General features: G+C 65.2%; 16 protein-coding genes. 13 read left to right on the top strand and 3 right to left on the bottom strand.

From position 1 onward, the window contains the following. From FJ311_08050 to FJ311_08030, 5 genes are all read left to right on the top strand, one after another. Positions 1 to 115 (top strand): IS5/IS1182 family transposase (locus FJ311_08050; protein ID MBM3951391.1); only part of this gene is annotated, 115 nt, incomplete at its 5' end. A 142-nt stretch (positions 116 to 257) separates the two neighbouring features. After that, positions 258 to 1,256: a DmsE family decaheme c-type cytochrome gene (locus tag FJ311_08045; GenBank protein ID MBM3951390.1), complete on the top strand. Its 999-nt coding sequence runs from the start codon at positions 258 to 260 to the stop codon at positions 1,254 to 1,256. Then, positions 1,257 to 3,236, top strand: a complete 1,980-nt coding sequence (locus FJ311_08040; GenBank protein ID MBM3951389.1) for an MtrB/PioB family decaheme-associated outer membrane protein — start codon at positions 1,257 to 1,259, stop codon at positions 3,234 to 3,236. Positions 3,237 to 3,295: 59 nt separating this feature from the next. Beyond that, on the top strand, positions 3,296 to 3,619 hold the full coding sequence (locus FJ311_08035; protein ID MBM3951388.1) for a c-type cytochrome: 324 nt from the start codon (positions 3,296 to 3,298) through the stop codon (positions 3,617 to 3,619). A 123-nt stretch (positions 3,620 to 3,742) separates the two neighbouring features. Further along, positions 3,743 to 4,345 carry a Denitrification system component NirT gene (locus FJ311_08030; GenBank protein MBM3951387.1) on the top strand — a complete coding sequence of 201 codons (603 nt, stop codon included), beginning with the start codon at positions 3,743 to 3,745 and terminating at the stop codon, positions 4,343 to 4,345. Between the two features lie 16 nt (positions 4,346 to 4,361). Here the strand turns inward: FJ311_08030 and FJ311_08025 are convergent, their stop codons facing one another. Next, positions 4,362 to 4,853, bottom strand: coding sequence for a DM13 domain-containing protein (locus FJ311_08025; GenBank protein MBM3951386.1), 492 nt, complete (start codon positions 4,851 to 4,853; stop codon positions 4,362 to 4,364). 116 nt (positions 4,854 to 4,969) lie between these two features. On the opposite strand from FJ311_08025, the gene FJ311_08020 reads away from it, so the two are divergent. Next, a complete protein-coding gene (locus tag FJ311_08020; GenBank protein MBM3951385.1) occupies positions 4,970 to 5,662 on the top strand; it encodes an outer membrane lipoprotein carrier protein LolA in 693 nt (230 codons plus the stop codon). 211 nt (positions 5,663 to 5,873) lie between these two features. Here the strand turns inward: FJ311_08020 and FJ311_08015 are convergent, their stop codons facing one another. Continuing rightward, on the bottom strand, positions 5,874 to 6,566 hold the full coding sequence (locus FJ311_08015) for a response regulator transcription factor (GenBank protein ID MBM3951384.1): 693 nt from the start codon (positions 6,564 to 6,566) through the stop codon (positions 5,874 to 5,876). Positions 6,567 to 6,701: 135 nt separating this feature from the next. Here FJ311_08015 and FJ311_08010 point away from each other — a divergent pair, with 135 nt between their 5' ends. The 3 genes from FJ311_08010 to FJ311_08000 all read left to right on the top strand — a co-directional run bounded on the left by FJ311_08010 (position 6,702) and on the right by FJ311_08000 (position 9,892). Next, positions 6,702 to 7,844 (top strand): GTP cyclohydrolase II, encoded by a 1,143-nt coding sequence (locus FJ311_08010; protein MBM3951383.1) that lies wholly within the window; start codon positions 6,702 to 6,704, stop codon positions 7,842 to 7,844. A gap of 217 nt (positions 7,845 to 8,061) precedes the next feature. After that, on the top strand, positions 8,062 to 9,312 hold the full coding sequence (locus FJ311_08005) for a hypothetical protein (protein MBM3951382.1): 1,251 nt from the start codon (positions 8,062 to 8,064) through the stop codon (positions 9,310 to 9,312). Positions 9,313 to 9,331: 19 nt separating this feature from the next. Continuing rightward, entirely contained in the window at positions 9,332 to 9,892 is a 561-nt protein-coding gene (locus FJ311_08000; protein ID MBM3951381.1) for a hypothetical protein, read from the top strand. Between the two features lie 49 nt (positions 9,893 to 9,941). On the opposite strand, the gene FJ311_07995 is transcribed toward FJ311_08000, so the two are convergent. Beyond that, entirely contained in the window at positions 9,942 to 10,643 is a 702-nt protein-coding gene (locus FJ311_07995) for a YggS family pyridoxal phosphate-dependent enzyme (GenBank protein MBM3951380.1), read from the bottom strand. Between FJ311_07995 and FJ311_07990 the strand changes: the two genes are divergently transcribed. The 4 genes from FJ311_07990 to FJ311_07975 all read left to right on the top strand — a co-directional run bounded on the left by FJ311_07990 (position 10,615) and on the right by FJ311_07975 (position 15,048). After that, a complete protein-coding gene (locus FJ311_07990; GenBank protein ID MBM3951379.1) occupies positions 10,615 to 11,346 on the top strand; it encodes a thiamine phosphate synthase in 732 nt (243 codons plus the stop codon). The genes FJ311_07995 and FJ311_07990 overlap by 29 nt on opposite strands. Positions 11,347 to 11,359: 13 nt before the next feature. Further along, positions 11,360 to 11,905, top strand: coding sequence for a DUF3576 domain-containing protein (locus tag FJ311_07985; GenBank protein ID MBM3951378.1), 546 nt, complete (start codon positions 11,360 to 11,362; stop codon positions 11,903 to 11,905). Between the two features lie 70 nt (positions 11,906 to 11,975). After that, the gene (locus tag FJ311_07980) at positions 11,976 to 14,564 is read left to right on the top strand and encodes a leucine--tRNA ligase (protein MBM3951377.1); all 2,589 of its coding nucleotides are present in this window, start codon (positions 11,976 to 11,978) and stop codon (positions 14,562 to 14,564) included. After that, entirely contained in the window at positions 14,551 to 15,048 is a 498-nt protein-coding gene (locus tag FJ311_07975; GenBank protein MBM3951376.1) for a hypothetical protein, read from the top strand. Before FJ311_07980 ends, FJ311_07975 begins: the two co-directional genes overlap by 14 nt. Positions 15,049 to 15,054: the final 6 nt, after the last annotated feature.

Below are 15,054 nucleotides of genomic sequence, written 5' to 3'. Positions count from 1 at the left end.
CATGTTCTGTCGTCTCAAGGACTTCCGGCGGATCGCCACCCGTTACGACAAACGCGCCGACGTCTTCCTCTCCGGCGTGTTCTTGGCCGCCGCCGTAGTATGGTGGGCCAATTGAGTCCGGACCCTAGCCAGAAACAAAAACGAATAATGGGGTTTTTTCCAGGCATTCTGTTCTTTACTGGACCCGACCGGCACATGCAATTTCAGGGGTCGGCTGCGGGGCCGACACGCTAAGCGAGGGGCTGCTCGGGGGCCTGATGGTCAGCGATTCGGCCAAAATATTGTTGTCGGCGTTAGCGTTTTTTCTCTTAACGGGAAGCGCTCACGCTCAATCCTATTCCGCTCCTTCCGCTCCTTCTTCCGCGACCACGCTCGCCCAGGCGCAGGCCGCCACGACGCGCGCGCCGCGCCCGGATCTGGTGCTCAAGGGCGACGCGGTCTGCACCCGCTGCCACGACGAAGCCGAGGCTTACCCGGTTCTCTCCATCGGCCGCACCAAGCACGGCACGAAAGCGGACAACCGCACGCCGACCTGCACCAGCTGCCACGGGGAAAGCCCGACCCACGTCAACAAGCCCGCCGACGTCGCCGCCCGGCCCCCCGTCGACCGCAGCTTCGGCAAGAAGTCCAAGACCCCGGCCGACGTGCAAAGCGCCGCCTGCCTCACCTGCCACGAGGGCAAGACGCGCATGTTCTGGCACGAAGGCACCCACGCCGCGCGCGACGTGACGTGCACGTCCTGCCATCAGGTCCACACCGGCCACGACAAGGTCCGCGACAAGAAGGAACAGGCCCAGGTCTGCTTCGATTGCCACAAGGACAAGCGGATGGAGGTTTCCAAGCCGTCCCGCCATCCGATCCTCGAGGGCAAGGTGACGTGCTCGGACTGCCATAACCCGCACGGCTCGCCGGGACCGAGCATGGTGGTGCGCGGCACGGTCAACGACACCTGCTTCCAATGCCACGCCGAAAAGCGCGGGCCGTTCATCTGGAACCACCAGCCGGTGACCGAGAACTGCGGCCATTGCCATAACCCGCACGGCACCAACGTCGCCAGCATGCTCAAATGGCGCGCGCCGTTCCTGTGCCAGCAATGCCACGAGCCGACCAGCCACCGCGCCGATTCGCCGACGCTCACGTTCAGCACGGGGACGGGCGCGATGGCCTTGGGCCGCTCCTGCGTCAACTGCCACACCAATATTCACGGCGGCAACAATCCTCAGGGCGGGGCGGAATCCCGCTCCCTGAGGCAGTAAATGGAAAGGGGTTCGGTCATGAAAAGAGCTCCCCTCCGCTATTCGCTTCTTGCTTCCGCGGCCGTTTCGGCCGCGGTGCCGGCGACCGCCGAAGAACCGACGGTCGAATCCCTGATCCATCCGCAAAGCCGGGTCGAAATCGGCATCGCCGGCATCGGCGACGAATCGCGCAAGTTCGGCAGCTTCAACGGCATGGCCGGCGGCAGCGGCGTTTATCCGATTTTCGACGCCTCCATTCTCCAGCGCGACGACAAGACCGGCACGTGGCTCCGCTTCAACGCCGAAAGCCTCGGCCTCGAGGGCGGCGAATTCCGCTTCGAGCACGAGCGTCAGGGCGACTGGAACTATTTCGTCGAAGGCGGCCGGTCGAACTACACCAACCCGAACGTCATTACGACGTCCGTCGTCGGGCTCGGCTCCACGAATATTATCCGAACCAACGGTTTGCGACGCGAGGTCGAGTTGGAGATGAACCGTGACAAGCTGAAGCTCGGCGGCGCCAAGAAGCTCGGCGACGGCTACGAGGTCAGCTTCTCGGCGCGCGAGGAACGCAAGACCGGCATGCGCCAGTGGGGCGTGCAGGGATTCTTTTTCGTGGCCGAGCCGATCGAGTTCACCACCCAGGAATACCAGGGAACCATCAGCTATACCGGCAAGCAGTTGCAGATGCAGGCCGGCTATCTCGGCTCGATTTTCCAGAACGAGGCCGAGCGCGTGGTTACCACCGGCTCGACGCACGGGGACGTTTCGCTGCCCTTGAACAACATGATGCATCAGGTGTTCGTCAACGGCGGCTACAGCTTCACGCCGACGACGCGGGGCACGTTCAACGCTTCCTATGGCCTGCTCACCCAGAACGAGACTTTTTTCGAACCCAATACTAGAAGCGGCCGCACCGACCTCGGCGGCAAGGTGCACAACACGCTTCTCAACTTGGGGCTGAGCTCGCGGCCGACCAAGGACCTCTCGAGCCGGGTCAAGATGCGCTACGAGGAACGCAACGACGTCACGCCGCAGGTGGCCTATGTTGCCGGCTCGACCGCCCGCACCGGCTACAACATTCCCTTCTCGCGCGGCACCGCGAACACCGACGCGGAAGTCACATACCAGCTGCCGATGCAGTTCAAGTTGGTTGGCGGCATCGGTTACGAGCACTGGGATCGGACCTCGCCCGCCATCCGCCACGCGAGTTTCCGCACCAAGACCGACGAAGTGTCGGCCAGGCTTGATCTCCGCCGTCCGCTGCTCGAGAACTTGAGCGGCTCGATCGGTTACGTCCATTCCGAGCGGTTCGGATCGGGCCACCAGATAACCGGCACCGGCGGCGTCAATGCCAACGATCCCATCCTGTGGGCCAACCGCAGCCGCGACAAAGGCCGGGCGACGTTGAACTGGTCGCCGACCAACGATTTTTCGCTGCAATGGCTCGGCGAAATCTCGCGCGACGTGTACGGCGCCCGCGACATCGGCCCGCAGGAGGGAAACGCCTATTTCTCCTCCCTCGACGCCAACTACAAGTTCGCCGACGATTGGGACGTTTCCGGCTGGCTCGCCTGGAACACCATCCAGATGGAGCAGATGTTCCTGGACGGCAGCGTTCCGTTCGTATCCCGGCTGCGCCACATCGGCAAAGCCATCGGTGCGACCTTGACCGGCAAGCCCGTCGACAACATCAAGTTTGTCGCCGACCTGCAGCGCTCCGAGGACACCAGCGTCCACGGCTTCGCGCCGACCACCGCCATCGCCACCGGCATCGGTCCTTCGCTGCCGGACATCGAATACCGCCAATGGCTGCTGACGCTCACCGGCGACTACGCTCTCGCCGACAACAGCGGCATCAAACTCAAGTACGGCTTTGCCCACGTGACCGCGCGGGACTGGACCTGGAAAGGCATGGTCTACGCCAACGGCGCGGAAGTCAAAATCCCGGACAACGAGCAGACCCACTTCATCGGCCTTTCCTACTATCACCGCTGGTGATCTTCCGGCGTTCCGTTTCGATGCCTGATTCTCAACTCTCAATCGCGGAGAAAATAAACATGCGCGCGTTTTCCCTGATCGTCGCCGCCGGCTTGGCCTTGGCTCCCCTGTCCGCCCATGCCGTCGACGCCAAGGCCGCGGAAAAGGTGCTGAAGGACAACGATTGCGGCAAATGCCACGCGGTCGCCCGGGACAAGGAAGGCCCCGCCTACAAAAAGGTCGCCGAGAAATACAAGGGCAAGCCCGACGGCGTGCAGAAGCTGGTCGCCCATATGTCCTCGGAACCCATGGTCGAGGTCGACGGCAAGAAGGAAAAGCACAAGAAGACCCAGGGCGACGACGCCGCGCTCAAGAACCTGGCCGAGTGGATCCTGTCGCGCTAGCCGCATGCGACCGTTTTGTCATTCCCGCGAACGCGGGAATCCCGCTTTTTTGAATGCTTGGACCCCGGCTCTCCGCTGCGCTTCGGCCGGGGTGACGTTTTCAACCGATCGATAGGAGCACCCATGAACCGACTCATCGACCTCTGGCGGGCCTTGTGGCGGCCGTCGGCCAAACTTTCCGTCGGCGTGCTTGCAGGCGGCGGGGCCGTTTTCGGCATCCTGTTCTGGGGCGGATTCAACTGGGCGATCGAATTGTCCAACACCGAAGCCTTCTGCATCTCCTGCCACGAGATGCGCGACAACGTCTACGCCGAATACAAGGAGACGATCCATTACAACAACCGCACCGGCGTGCGCGCGGTCTGTGCCGACTGCCATGTCCCCAAGGAATGGGGACCCAAGATGATCCGCAAGATCGAGGCCTCGTTCAACGAACTGCCCAAGCACATCATGGGCGCGATGGACACGCCCGAGAAGTTCGAAGCGCAGCGCTACCAGCTCGCCGTCAACGTCTGGACGGTAATGAAGAAGAACGACTCGCTCGAATGCCGCAACTGCCACGATTGGCAGTCGATGGCGCAGAAGAAGCAGTCGGAAAAGGCCTGGGACCGGCATGCGAAAGGCCGCCAGGAGGGCCGGACCTGCATCGATTGTCACTTCGCCATCGCCCACAAGGAGCCCGAAGGCGAAAAAGGCCCGCGCGACATTGTCGTCAAGAAGAACTGACCCCGAGTTCGATCGCTTAACGGTTTGCGGGCGCGAGCTTCGCCGGCGAGATCAGCACCTTGAAGTGCTCGCACCAAATAACCACGCTGCCGTAGCGCGCGGGGTCGATTCCGGCCGGAATGGCGTAGTTCTGGCTGCCCTGGAACGCCCGTAAGCGCCCCAGATCGACGAACATGGTCTTTTCGACCTCGGTCGTCGGCGTCACGTCCGCGTCGGGCACGAGATAGACGTGGAACTTGGGGCCCGGACCGACCTTGAAATCGTCATGCAGGAATACGGCGTCCCTGTAGACGCTGACCCGGCCCCGCCCCCAATGGATCGGGTCGGACGGGTTGGCATGAACGAAGGTGCCGGTGGCGACCGGGGCGGCGTCGCGGGCGGTCGCCGTTTCCGTGGCGACGATATCAGCCAGAAAAATGTAGGGATAGACGAAGATGCCGAGCGCAAATCCGGCGCCCGTGCCGAGCAGGCCGCCGATGACGAAGGCGATGGCTTTTCCGAACCGCAACCTGTCTTTTCCTTCTCCCAAGCCGCCGCATTTTAATCATAGCGCCGGGTCGGTCGAAAGGCGCCCTTCGAGATCCCTTTCCTTTCCGGGCGGTCGGGCGCATATATGGGCCCGTTATGACCCTCATGCTGCGATCCATCCTGTTCGCTTTGATGCTTTGGTACGCGGCCGGCGGGGCGCATGCGGCGCCGAAATTCGAGCCGGCGCGCCCCGATAGGGGCGCATCATACGATTCGCGCGGGGATTCGCCCGCGCGCTTGTCGGCCGAGGATCTCGCCGACGTCGCCCGCGTCGAGGAATACCTCAACGGCATCCGCACGTTGCGTTCGCGCTTTTTCCAGGTCGCGCCTTCCGGCGCGCAAGCCGAAGGCAGCCTGTTCATGGCCCGGCCGGGAAAGCTCCGCATCGCCTACGATCCGCCGGTGCCGATCCTGATCGTCGCCCACGACAAGACGGTCGGTTACTACGATCGCGAACTCAAGCAGGTGCAGTATTTCGGTTCGGACCAGACGCCGGCGGCGGTGCTGTTGCGCGAAAAAATCCGTCTTTCGGGCGGCGATTTGGCGATCGCGCGCCTCGAACGCTCGCCGGGAGCGCTCAGGATCACTCTCGTTCAGGCCGCCGATCCCGGCCAAGGCGCGCTGGCGCTGGTGTTCGCGGACAAGCCGCTCGCTTTGCGCAAATGGACCGTCACCGACGCCCAGGGGGCCGTGACCGACGTCGCTCTGCTCGCCCCCGAATTCGGCGTCGCGCTGGAGCCCAAGCTCTTCTTGTTCGATGAGATGGTGGAAAAGCCCCCCGCGAATTAGCCGGTATTGTTAACATATTGATTCGAGGGCGTTTTATCCCGCGGAAAATCCCGCCCGGCCGGGGTTGATCCGGGGGCATTTCCGACCATTTCAAGAAAAGGTCCGGATTACTCCGGCCGACGGATGGCTCCCCTGCCATCCGCAGGTTCCGTAAGGAACCCGTGCGCCCGGCTCGCCCCCCTTGCCGGGCGCACACTTTTTTACGCGGGCCTTACGGGATCAATCGATAGCCGCCCGGTTCGGTGATCAGGATTTCGGCGCGGCCCGGTGCGCGTTCGATTTTCTGACGCAACCGGTAGACATGGGTTTCCAGGGTGTGGGTGGTCACGCCCGCGTTATAGCCCCAAACCTCGCCGAGCAGGGTTTCACGCGGGATCGCCCGGTCGCCGGCGCGGTAAAGATATTTGAGAATCGCCGCCTCCTTGTCGGTGAGCCGGACCTTCTTCTTGTTGTCTTTATGCACCAGCATGCGCGCGCTCGGTTGAAACACGTAGGGGCCGACCGTGAACACCGCGTCGTCGCTGAGTTCGTGCTGACGGATGTGCGCCCGGATGCGCGCCAGCAGGACGCCGATTCGAAACGGCTTGGTGACGTAGTCGCTCGCGCCCGATTCGAGACCCTTGATCGCATCGGCATCGGTGTCCGCGCCGGTCAGCATGATGATCGGCGTCTTGATCCCGGCCTGGCGCATGGCGCGGCAGGCTTCGCGCCCGTCCATGTCGGGCAGCCCGATGTCGAGGATGACGACGTCGCAGTAGTCGGCGCGGATCTTGTCGAGCGCTTCCTTGGCCGTGGCGGCCGTGGTGACGACGAAACCTTCGCTTTGGCGCAATTGCTCGCTCAGCGTCTCGACGAACGCCGGATCGTCGTCCACCAACAACAGTTTCTTGGCCAACCCCGCCATCGACGCCGTCCGCGCTGGTTTCGTTTTGCCTGTTCCAATTTAAGCGAATATCTTGAAAATACTTGATATTACATTGCGGCGAAAGGCCTTTCGATCCTCTAATATTCTCCTCCGCCGACACAATAGCCGTTTGCGATGCCCGAACGTTCCGAGTTGCCGAATATTCCCTTGAGCCGCGAGCCGGTTTCGCTGCTCGCGGTTGATCGCGCCGTCGCCGAACTGCGCCGGGGTCATATGGTCGTGATCGCCGCCGCGCACGGACGCGCGGCGTTGGCGCTGGCGGCAGAGGCCGCGACCGAATCCTCGCTCGATACCCTCGCGCGGCGCGCCCAGAGCCGCCCGGTTCTCGTCCTCACCGGACGGCGGGCCAAGGTGCTCGGGCTTGGCGGCGATAATCAGCGTGTCGTCACTCTCGCGGCCGCCGCCTTCGACGCCGCGCTGGTGCGGGATCTCGCCGATCCGCTGTCCGCGACGGACGCGCGGGCGTTTAACTTCGCCATCGGCGAGCCGTCCGCGTTCGGTTGCGAAACCGCGGCCGTCGCGCTCACCAAGTTGGCGCGCTTGCTGCCGGCGGCGCTGGTGGCCCCGTTGGCGTCGGCCGATTCGGGCGATCTCGCCGCGTGGGCGGCGCGCCATGGCTTGCTGATGGTCGATGCCGGCGACGTGTTCCAATACGACGCCATTTCGGCGCGCACGCTCGCCAAGGTCAGCGAGGCGCGCGTGCCGCTGCCCGGCGCGGAGAACACCCGGGTCATCGCCTTTCGGCCGAGGGACGGCGGCCTCGAACACTTGGCGTTGGTGATCGGCGATCCCGATCCCGCCCGGCCGGTTCTGGTCCGCATTCATTCGGAGTGCTTTACCGGCGATTTGCTGGGTTCGCTCCGTTGCGATTGCGGCGACCAGCTGCGCGGCGCAATCGGCGAAATCGCCCGCGCCGGGGGCGGGGCGCTGCTTTATCTCGCCCAGGAAGGGCGCGGCATCGGGCTGGTGAACAAGCTGCGCGCCTACGAATTGCAGGATCGCGGTTTCGACACCATCGACGCCAACGAGCAACTCGGTTTCGACGCCGACGAGCGCGTGTACCTGCCCGCCGCGCGCATGCTGGGCCTGCTCGGCTTCGCCCGCATCCGCCTGATGACCAACAATCCCGACAAGGTCCGCGCGCTGCAGGCTTGTGGGGTCGCGGTCGAGGGCCGGGTGCCGCACGCCTTTCCCGCCAACAAGCACAACGAGCGCTATCTGCGCGCCAAGGCGAGCAAGGGCGGCCATCTCTTCTAGCTTGCCAAGCCGGCCCCGGGGCCCCCCAGGCCGGGCGGCAGTTTTTGCCGCGCCGGAACGCGAATCCCTCCCCGCATATCATTTAGTGTGTTGAAATATAACGATTTTATCGTGGCACGTCCCTTGCGACGGTTATGACCAAAGCGGGTTTCGGACCCCATAAAACCGAAGCCCGCGAAGGCCGCAACGAACGGCCGTCGAGTAAAGGGAACGTGCCATGAGCCTATCCGTCGATGGCGTTAGCGCCTGGCGCGCCAACGTCGAACGCGCAGCCCCCATTCGGGCCGCCGATCCGGCGGGCGGCGGCGCCCTGCTGTCGCCCTGGCAGGCCCTGATGGCCACCGCCGCGCTCGCGCGCCCCGATGGGGGCGTTCTATCTGACGCGCGCGGGGATTCGCCCGCGCGCCCCGATAGGGGCGCTCTATCTGACGCGCGCGGGGATTCGCCCGCGCGCGCCGCCGACGGCGCGGACGGCACCGTGCCGGAATGGCGCGCCCGCGTCGAACCCGGCCCTGTCGCGCCGCCCTCGCCCGAACGCTCGTCGCCGCCGCGACCGGCGGTGACCGACGATCCCGCCCGAATCGAAACCGCCGCGCGGGAGCCCAAACCCGAGAACGTCAGGGCGGAACCGCCGGGCCTCTTCCAGGACGGCGAGTTTTCCTTCGCCGACATCATCGACGCCATCAACCCGCTGCAACACATCCCGATTGTATCGACGATCTATCGCGAGTTGACCGGAGACCGGATCGGCCACGGCGCGCGCATGGCGGGCGGGATGCTGTTCATGGGCCCGCTCGGCGGGCTAGGCGCGCTCGCCAACATCGTGGTGATCGAAGCGAGCGGCAAGGACGTGGGCGAGCACGCAGTCGCGCTGTTCAAGGACGGCTCCGCGCCCGCGACGGCGATGGCGGCCAACGAGTCGAATCCGAAGCCCGCGGTCGCTTCCGACCGCGCGCCGAGCGCCGACGAACAAGCCCTGGCCGAGCTGCTGCCGCCGGGCGCGATTCCGATCGCCGGGCCGAATGTCGAGTTTGCTCAGGCCGCGCTGCGACCCGCGGCGCTTGCGCCGTCGCCCGCGCCCCAATCCGCGCCGGCCCTCGACAACGATCTACCGCCGCCGCCGCCGCGCGGGCCGATCGCCGGTCCCGGCTGGAAGGGATTCTACTCGCCGCCGGATCAGCAATCCGAAATCGTTCGCCCGACTTCGCCGGCGACGGTTCCCCCGGCGGCGATCCCGTCCGCGACGCGCGCGCTGGCGCCCGATCCGCTGGCCCAGCTCGCCGTCAAGCGTACCCCCGGCGCCCTGGCCGGAGCCTTCGCTGCCCCGGCCGGCGCTATCGGCGTCGAGGGCGGTTGGTTTTCGGACGTGATGCTCGATGCGCTCGCCAAATATGAGGATGCGCGCCGGTTGCGCGAAACGCAGCCGCCGGAAGCGGCCCGGCGCGAAGGGGTGAACATCGTCAACTGACGGCGGCGAAGGACACGCCATGGACATCCGGGTCATTCCCTCCGACCTTTCTTCGCCCGCCGAAGCGGTCTTAGCGAAGGCGGGCCCCCCGGTCACGGGCATCTTGTCGTGGCCGAAAGGCGAGGTTCGCTGCGCCCTCGGGCGCGGCGGCGTGAAGGCGGCCAAACGCGAAGGCGACGGCGCGACTCCGGCCGGCGCAATGCCGCTGCGTTACCTTTTCTATCGCCCGGATCGGGAAGCCCAGCCCGTAACCCGGCTGCCGACGCGGGCGCTCGCGCCCGAGGACGGCTGGTGCGACGATCCCGCGAGCCCCGAATACAACCGCCACATTCGTCGGCCGTTCGCCGCCCGCCACGAGGTTCTCTGGCGCGACGACGGGCTCTACGATCTCATGGTCGTACTCGGCTGGAACGACGCGCCGCCGGTGCCCGCGCGCGGCAGCGCCATTTTTCTTCACGTCACCGGCGAAAATTACGCCCCGACCGAGGGCTGTGTCGCGCTCGCGCGCCGGGACCTGGTGCGGCTGCTTGCCGATTGCGCTCAGGGCGATCGCCTGATCGTCGAACCGTCGTCCCCGTAACCAATGGGTCCGTTTTTTATTTGGCGCCCGTGAACGACGGGCCGGTCCTTTATTTGGCGCCCGTGAACGACGGGCGCGGGCCGAAAATCGCGGTGCCGACGCGCACGAAGGTGGCGCCGAAGGCGATTGCGATTTCGTAGTCGGCGCTCATGCCCATGCTGAGATGCCTGAGTCCGTTGCGTTTGGCCATTTCCGAAAGCAGGCCGAAATGCAGCGACGGCTCCTCGTCCACGGGCGGAATGCACATCAGACCCTCGACCGGCAGGCCGTAGATTTCGCGGCATTCGCGCACGAAGGCGTCGACCTGGGCGGGCAATACACCGCTTTTCTGCGATTCTTCTCCGGTGTTGACCTCGATAAAGCAAGCAGGGCGACGATTGGCCTTCGCCATTTCCTCGGCCAACACGCGGGCGATCTTGGGACGGTCGACCGTTTCGATCGCGTCGAACAGCTGAACCGCGCGTTTGGCCTTGTTGCTCTGAAGCGGCCCGATCAAATGCAAGCGTGCGGCCGCGAACTCGGCCTTGATCTCCGGCCATTTGTCTTCCGCTTCCTGGACGCGGTTTTCGCCGAACACGCGCTGCCCGGCGGCAAGGGCGGCGCGGATTGCGGCCGCCCCGTGGGTCTTGGTCACCGCCACGAGAGCCACATCGGCGGGATCGCGCCCGGCCGCGCGCGCGGCGGCTTCGATCCGCGTACGAACCTGTGCGAGATTGGCGGCGATGTCGATAGCGGCTACCATGGAATTCATGCCGACCGTAGCAAACATCGCAAAGTCCCTCCAGGCGCACGCGATACGTCGCCTGATGCGCGCGCGGCGGGCTTCCTTGTCACGCGCCGAGCGACCAATGAATAAGCTTCCCGCGCTGTTGCTGATGAGCGACGAAGTCCGCCTTCCCGATCCGCTGGCGGCGCTTGCGCGCCTGCCGCGAGACTCGGGCTTGGTTTTTCGCCATTACGGCGTCCGTAACCGCGAGGCCCTCGCCCGGGCACTCGCGGCAAAGGCGCGGGCGCGCGGAATCCGCCTTCTGGTGGCGGGCGATGCGCGCCTCGCTTGCCGGGTGCGCGCCGCGGGGCTACATCTGCCGGAAGCGATGACGGATGATCCCTTGGCCTTGGGACCAAAATTGTTCAGGAAAAAATGGATCGTTACGATTGCGTCACATTCCTTGAGGGCGGTATTTCGGGCGGCAAAACTCGGCGCCGATGCGGTCGTCCTGGGCCCCGTATTCCCGACCGCCAGTCATCCGGGAAGGGTCACTCTCGGTCCTTTGCGCTTTGCCCGTTTGTGCCGCCAAAGCCCGATCCCGGTTTATGCCATCGGCGGGATCGGGCCCGAAACCGCCCTCAGGCTCGCCGCTTCGGGTGCCGCCGGATTGGCCGGAATCGGAGCAGTTCAATTACCCGTGCGCCGAGGCGTCTCGGGTATGGCGCGATCCCTCCCTCTGGTATAATTAAATTTCTTCAATGACATTGCGACCGACCCCGGGATCGATCCGTTTCGCGCTGCTCGCGGCTTTGGCCGCCGGGCTGTTCGCGCTCGCCGCCTGCAACAAGGACCCGGTGGAACCGATCCAGGCCGAATACGATCCGCGCGACCCCAACCGGCCGACCGTTTTCGGTCCCGGCGGAATCGACCTCTTCGGCGGCAAGAAACGCGAGGACGACGGCGGCGGCGGCATCGGCGTCAACAGTTTTCTCTGGCGCGCGTCGCTCGACACGCTCGCCTTCATGCCGATCACGTCGGCGGACGCCCTCGGCGGCGTGATCCTCACCGACTGGTACACCTTCGCCGATTCGCCGAACGAACGGTTCAAGCTCAACGTCTATATTCTCGGCCGCGCGCTGCGCGCCGACGGCGTGCGCGTATCGTCGTTCCGCCAGACGCGCGATCCGTCCGGCACTTGGCGCGACGCCGCGGTGCCCAAGGAAACCGCCATCAAGATCGAAGAAGCCATCCTCACCCGTGCCCGCCAGCTTCGCCAGGAGACCATGGCGCAGCGTCCGCGCTGATCCGATCCCGCGCCCCGGTAGAGGGGCGCATCATGAAATGCGCGCGGGGATTCGCCCGCACACCCCGAGCATGGCGAAATACAACGTCCAGGAAACCGAAGCGCAGTGGCAGCGGAGATGGGCCGAGCGCGGCGCTTTTGTCGCGCGCGAGGACACGACGCGGCCCAAATACTATGTGCTGGAGATGTTCCCCTATCCGTCCGGGCGCATCCACATGGGGCACGTCCGCAATTATACCCTCGGCGACGTGGTCGCCCGCTACAAACGGGCGCGCGGGTTCAACGTCCTGCATCCGATGGGGTGGGACGCCTTCGGCCTGCCGGCCGAAAACGCGGCGATCGAAAACAAGGTCCATCCCGCCCGCTGGACGCGCGAAAACATCGCCGCCATGCGCCGTCAACTCAAGCGCATGGGGCTGTCGTACGACTGGGACCGGGAAGTGTCGACGTGCGAGCCCGAGTATTATCGCCACGAACAAAAGATGTTTCTCGACTTCCTCGCGCGCGGGCTCGTCTATCGCAAAGAATCATGGGTCAATTGGGACCCGGTCGAAAATACGGTGCTCGCCAACGAACAGGTGATCGAGGGCAAGGGCTGGCGGTCCGGCGCGACGGTGGAAAAACGCCAGCTCGCCCAATGGTTCCTGCGCATTTCGGCTTACGCCGACGATTTGCTCGAATCGCTCAAGAGCCTCGAACGCTGGCCCGACCGGGTGCGCCTGATGCAGGAAAACTGGATCGGCCGTTCCGAAGGCGCGCGCGTGTTCTTCGAGTTAACATCGGGGCGCGCGGAGAAAATCGAAGTGTTCACCACCCGGCCCGACACCCTGTTCGGCGCGTCGTTCCTGGCGATTTCGCCCCATCACCCGATCGCCCGGAAGCTGGCGGACGGCGACGCGGAACTCAGGGAATTCATCGCCGAATGCGACCGGATCGGCACCAGCGAGGCGGCGATCGAGACCGCCGAGAAGAAGGGCTTCAAGACCGCCCTCCAGGTTCGCCATCCGTTCGACCCGAATAAAAACCTTCCCGTCTACGTCGCCAATTTCGTGCTGATGGATTACGGCACCGGCGCCATCTTCGGCTGTCCGGCCCACGACCAGCGCGACCTCGATTTCGCCCGCAAATACCGCTTGCCGGTGATCCCGGTCATCGTGCCCAAGGACGTCGCCGGCACGCCGGAAGAGAAAAATTTCGTCGCCGATCTCGCCCGTTCGGCCAGCGCCTACGACGGCGACGGTGTCGCGGTGAATTCCCGGTTCCTCGACGGGCTCGCGGTCGAGCCGGCGAAGAAGGCCGCCGTCGCCAAGCTCGAATCCCTCGGTTCGGGCGCGGGCGCGGTGCAATATCGGTTGCGCGATTGGGGCGTCTCGCGCCAGCGGTATTGGGGCTGCCCGATCCCGGTGGTGCACTGCGCCGGATGCGGCGTCGTGCCGGTGCCGGAAAAAGATCTCCCGGTGCGCCTGCCCGAGGACGTGACGTTCGACAGGCCGGGCAACCCGCTCGAACGCCATCCGACCTGGAAAAAAGTCGCCTGCCCTTCGTGCGGCAAGCCGGCGCGGCGCGAAACCGATACTTTCGACACGTTTTTCGAATCGTCGTGGTATTTCGCGCGCTTCTGTTCGCCCAAGTCCGAAACGCGCGCGTTCGAACGCGCCTCCGTCGATTACTGGCTGCCGGTCGACCAATACATCGGCGGCATCGAGCATGCCGTGCTGCATCTCCTCTATTCCCGCTTCTTCACCCGCGCGCTCAAGGATTGCGGCTATCTCGGCATCAAGGAGCCGTTCGCCGGCCTCTTGACCCAGGGCATGGTGTGCCACGAGACCTATCGCTCGGGCGGCAAGTGGCTGTTTCCCGACGAGGTCGAACGTACCGCCACCGGCGCGGTGCACGCCAAGACCGGGGCGTCGGTCGAAGTCGGCCGCTCGGAGAAAATGAGCAAGTCGCGCAAGAACGTGGTCGATCCGGAATCTATTCTCGACGCTTACGGCGCGGACACGGCGCGGCTCTTCATGCTGTCCGACAGCCCGCCCGAGCGCGATCTCGACTGGACCGAGGCCGGAATCGAGGGCGCGTTTCGCTACATCAATCGCCTCTGGCGGCTGGTGGACGAAGCCCCCGTCGTTTACGACCGGCCGGGCGACCCGAAGCCCAAGGATTGCGGGGCGGCGGCGGAAAAGCTGCACCGCCTGATCCACCGCACCGTGGCGGCGGTGACCCGCGATCTCGACATCTTCCATTTCAACAAGGCGGTGGCCCGGATCCGGGAGTTGACCAACGCCCTCGAGGCCCTGCCCCCGGGCGAGCCCGGCGGGCCTTGGGCCGCGGGCGAGGCCCTCGAAGCCATCGTCCGCCTGATCGGTCCGATGATGCCGCACCTCGGCGAGGCGATGTGGCAACGCCTCGGCCATGATACGCTGCTCTGCCTCGCCCCCTGGCCGGAGGCGGACGCGATGCTGCTGGTGGAGGAAACGGTGGCGGTCGCGGTGCAGGTCAACGGCAAGCTGCGCGGCACGGTGGAGTTGCCGATGGACTGCGAGCGGGACGAAGCCGAACGGGCGGCGCTGGCCCTCGACAATGTTGCCCGCGCCATTTCGGGACGGCCGGTGCGCAAGGTGATCGTCGTGCCCAACAGGATCGTCAATGTCGTGGTTTAGAATCGCCGTCGTGTTGGTGCTTCCCGTCTGGCTCGCCGCGTGCGGGTTCGAGCCGCTCTACGGGCGCGGCCCGGCCAAGGACATCCCCGAGGATTTCGCCTTCATCCAGATCGAGCCGATCAAGGACCGGATCGGACACATGCTGCACAATCAGCTCCGCGACACCCTGACCCCGAAGGGCGCGCCGGCCAAGCCGCGTTACGTTCTCAAGGTCACCCTCACCGAATCCGTCCAGGATACCGCCATTCAGCGCACCGCGTTCGCGGTACGGGCCAACTTGGTGCTGAACGCAGCGTTCAGCCTGCACGACGCGACGACCAAAGGCTCGGTTCTCTCGGGCAACGCCATATCGACCGCGGGATTTTCGCACCAGTTCGCCGAATACGGGACGCTCGCCGGCGAGAAAGACGCGCGCGAGCGCGCGGTGCGCGACCTCGCCGAGGAAATTCGCGTTCGGCTCGGCGTTTATTTCAAGCGCAGCTGACGGAAC

The sequence above is a fragment of the Rhodospirillales bacterium genome, from assembly GCA_016872535.1.
GTDB lineage: Bacteria > Pseudomonadota > Alphaproteobacteria > Rhodospirillales > 2-12-FULL-67-15 > 2-12-FULL-67-15.
Note: the sequence above shows the minus strand (reverse complement) of the source record. Positions and strands in the feature narration are given on the sequence as shown.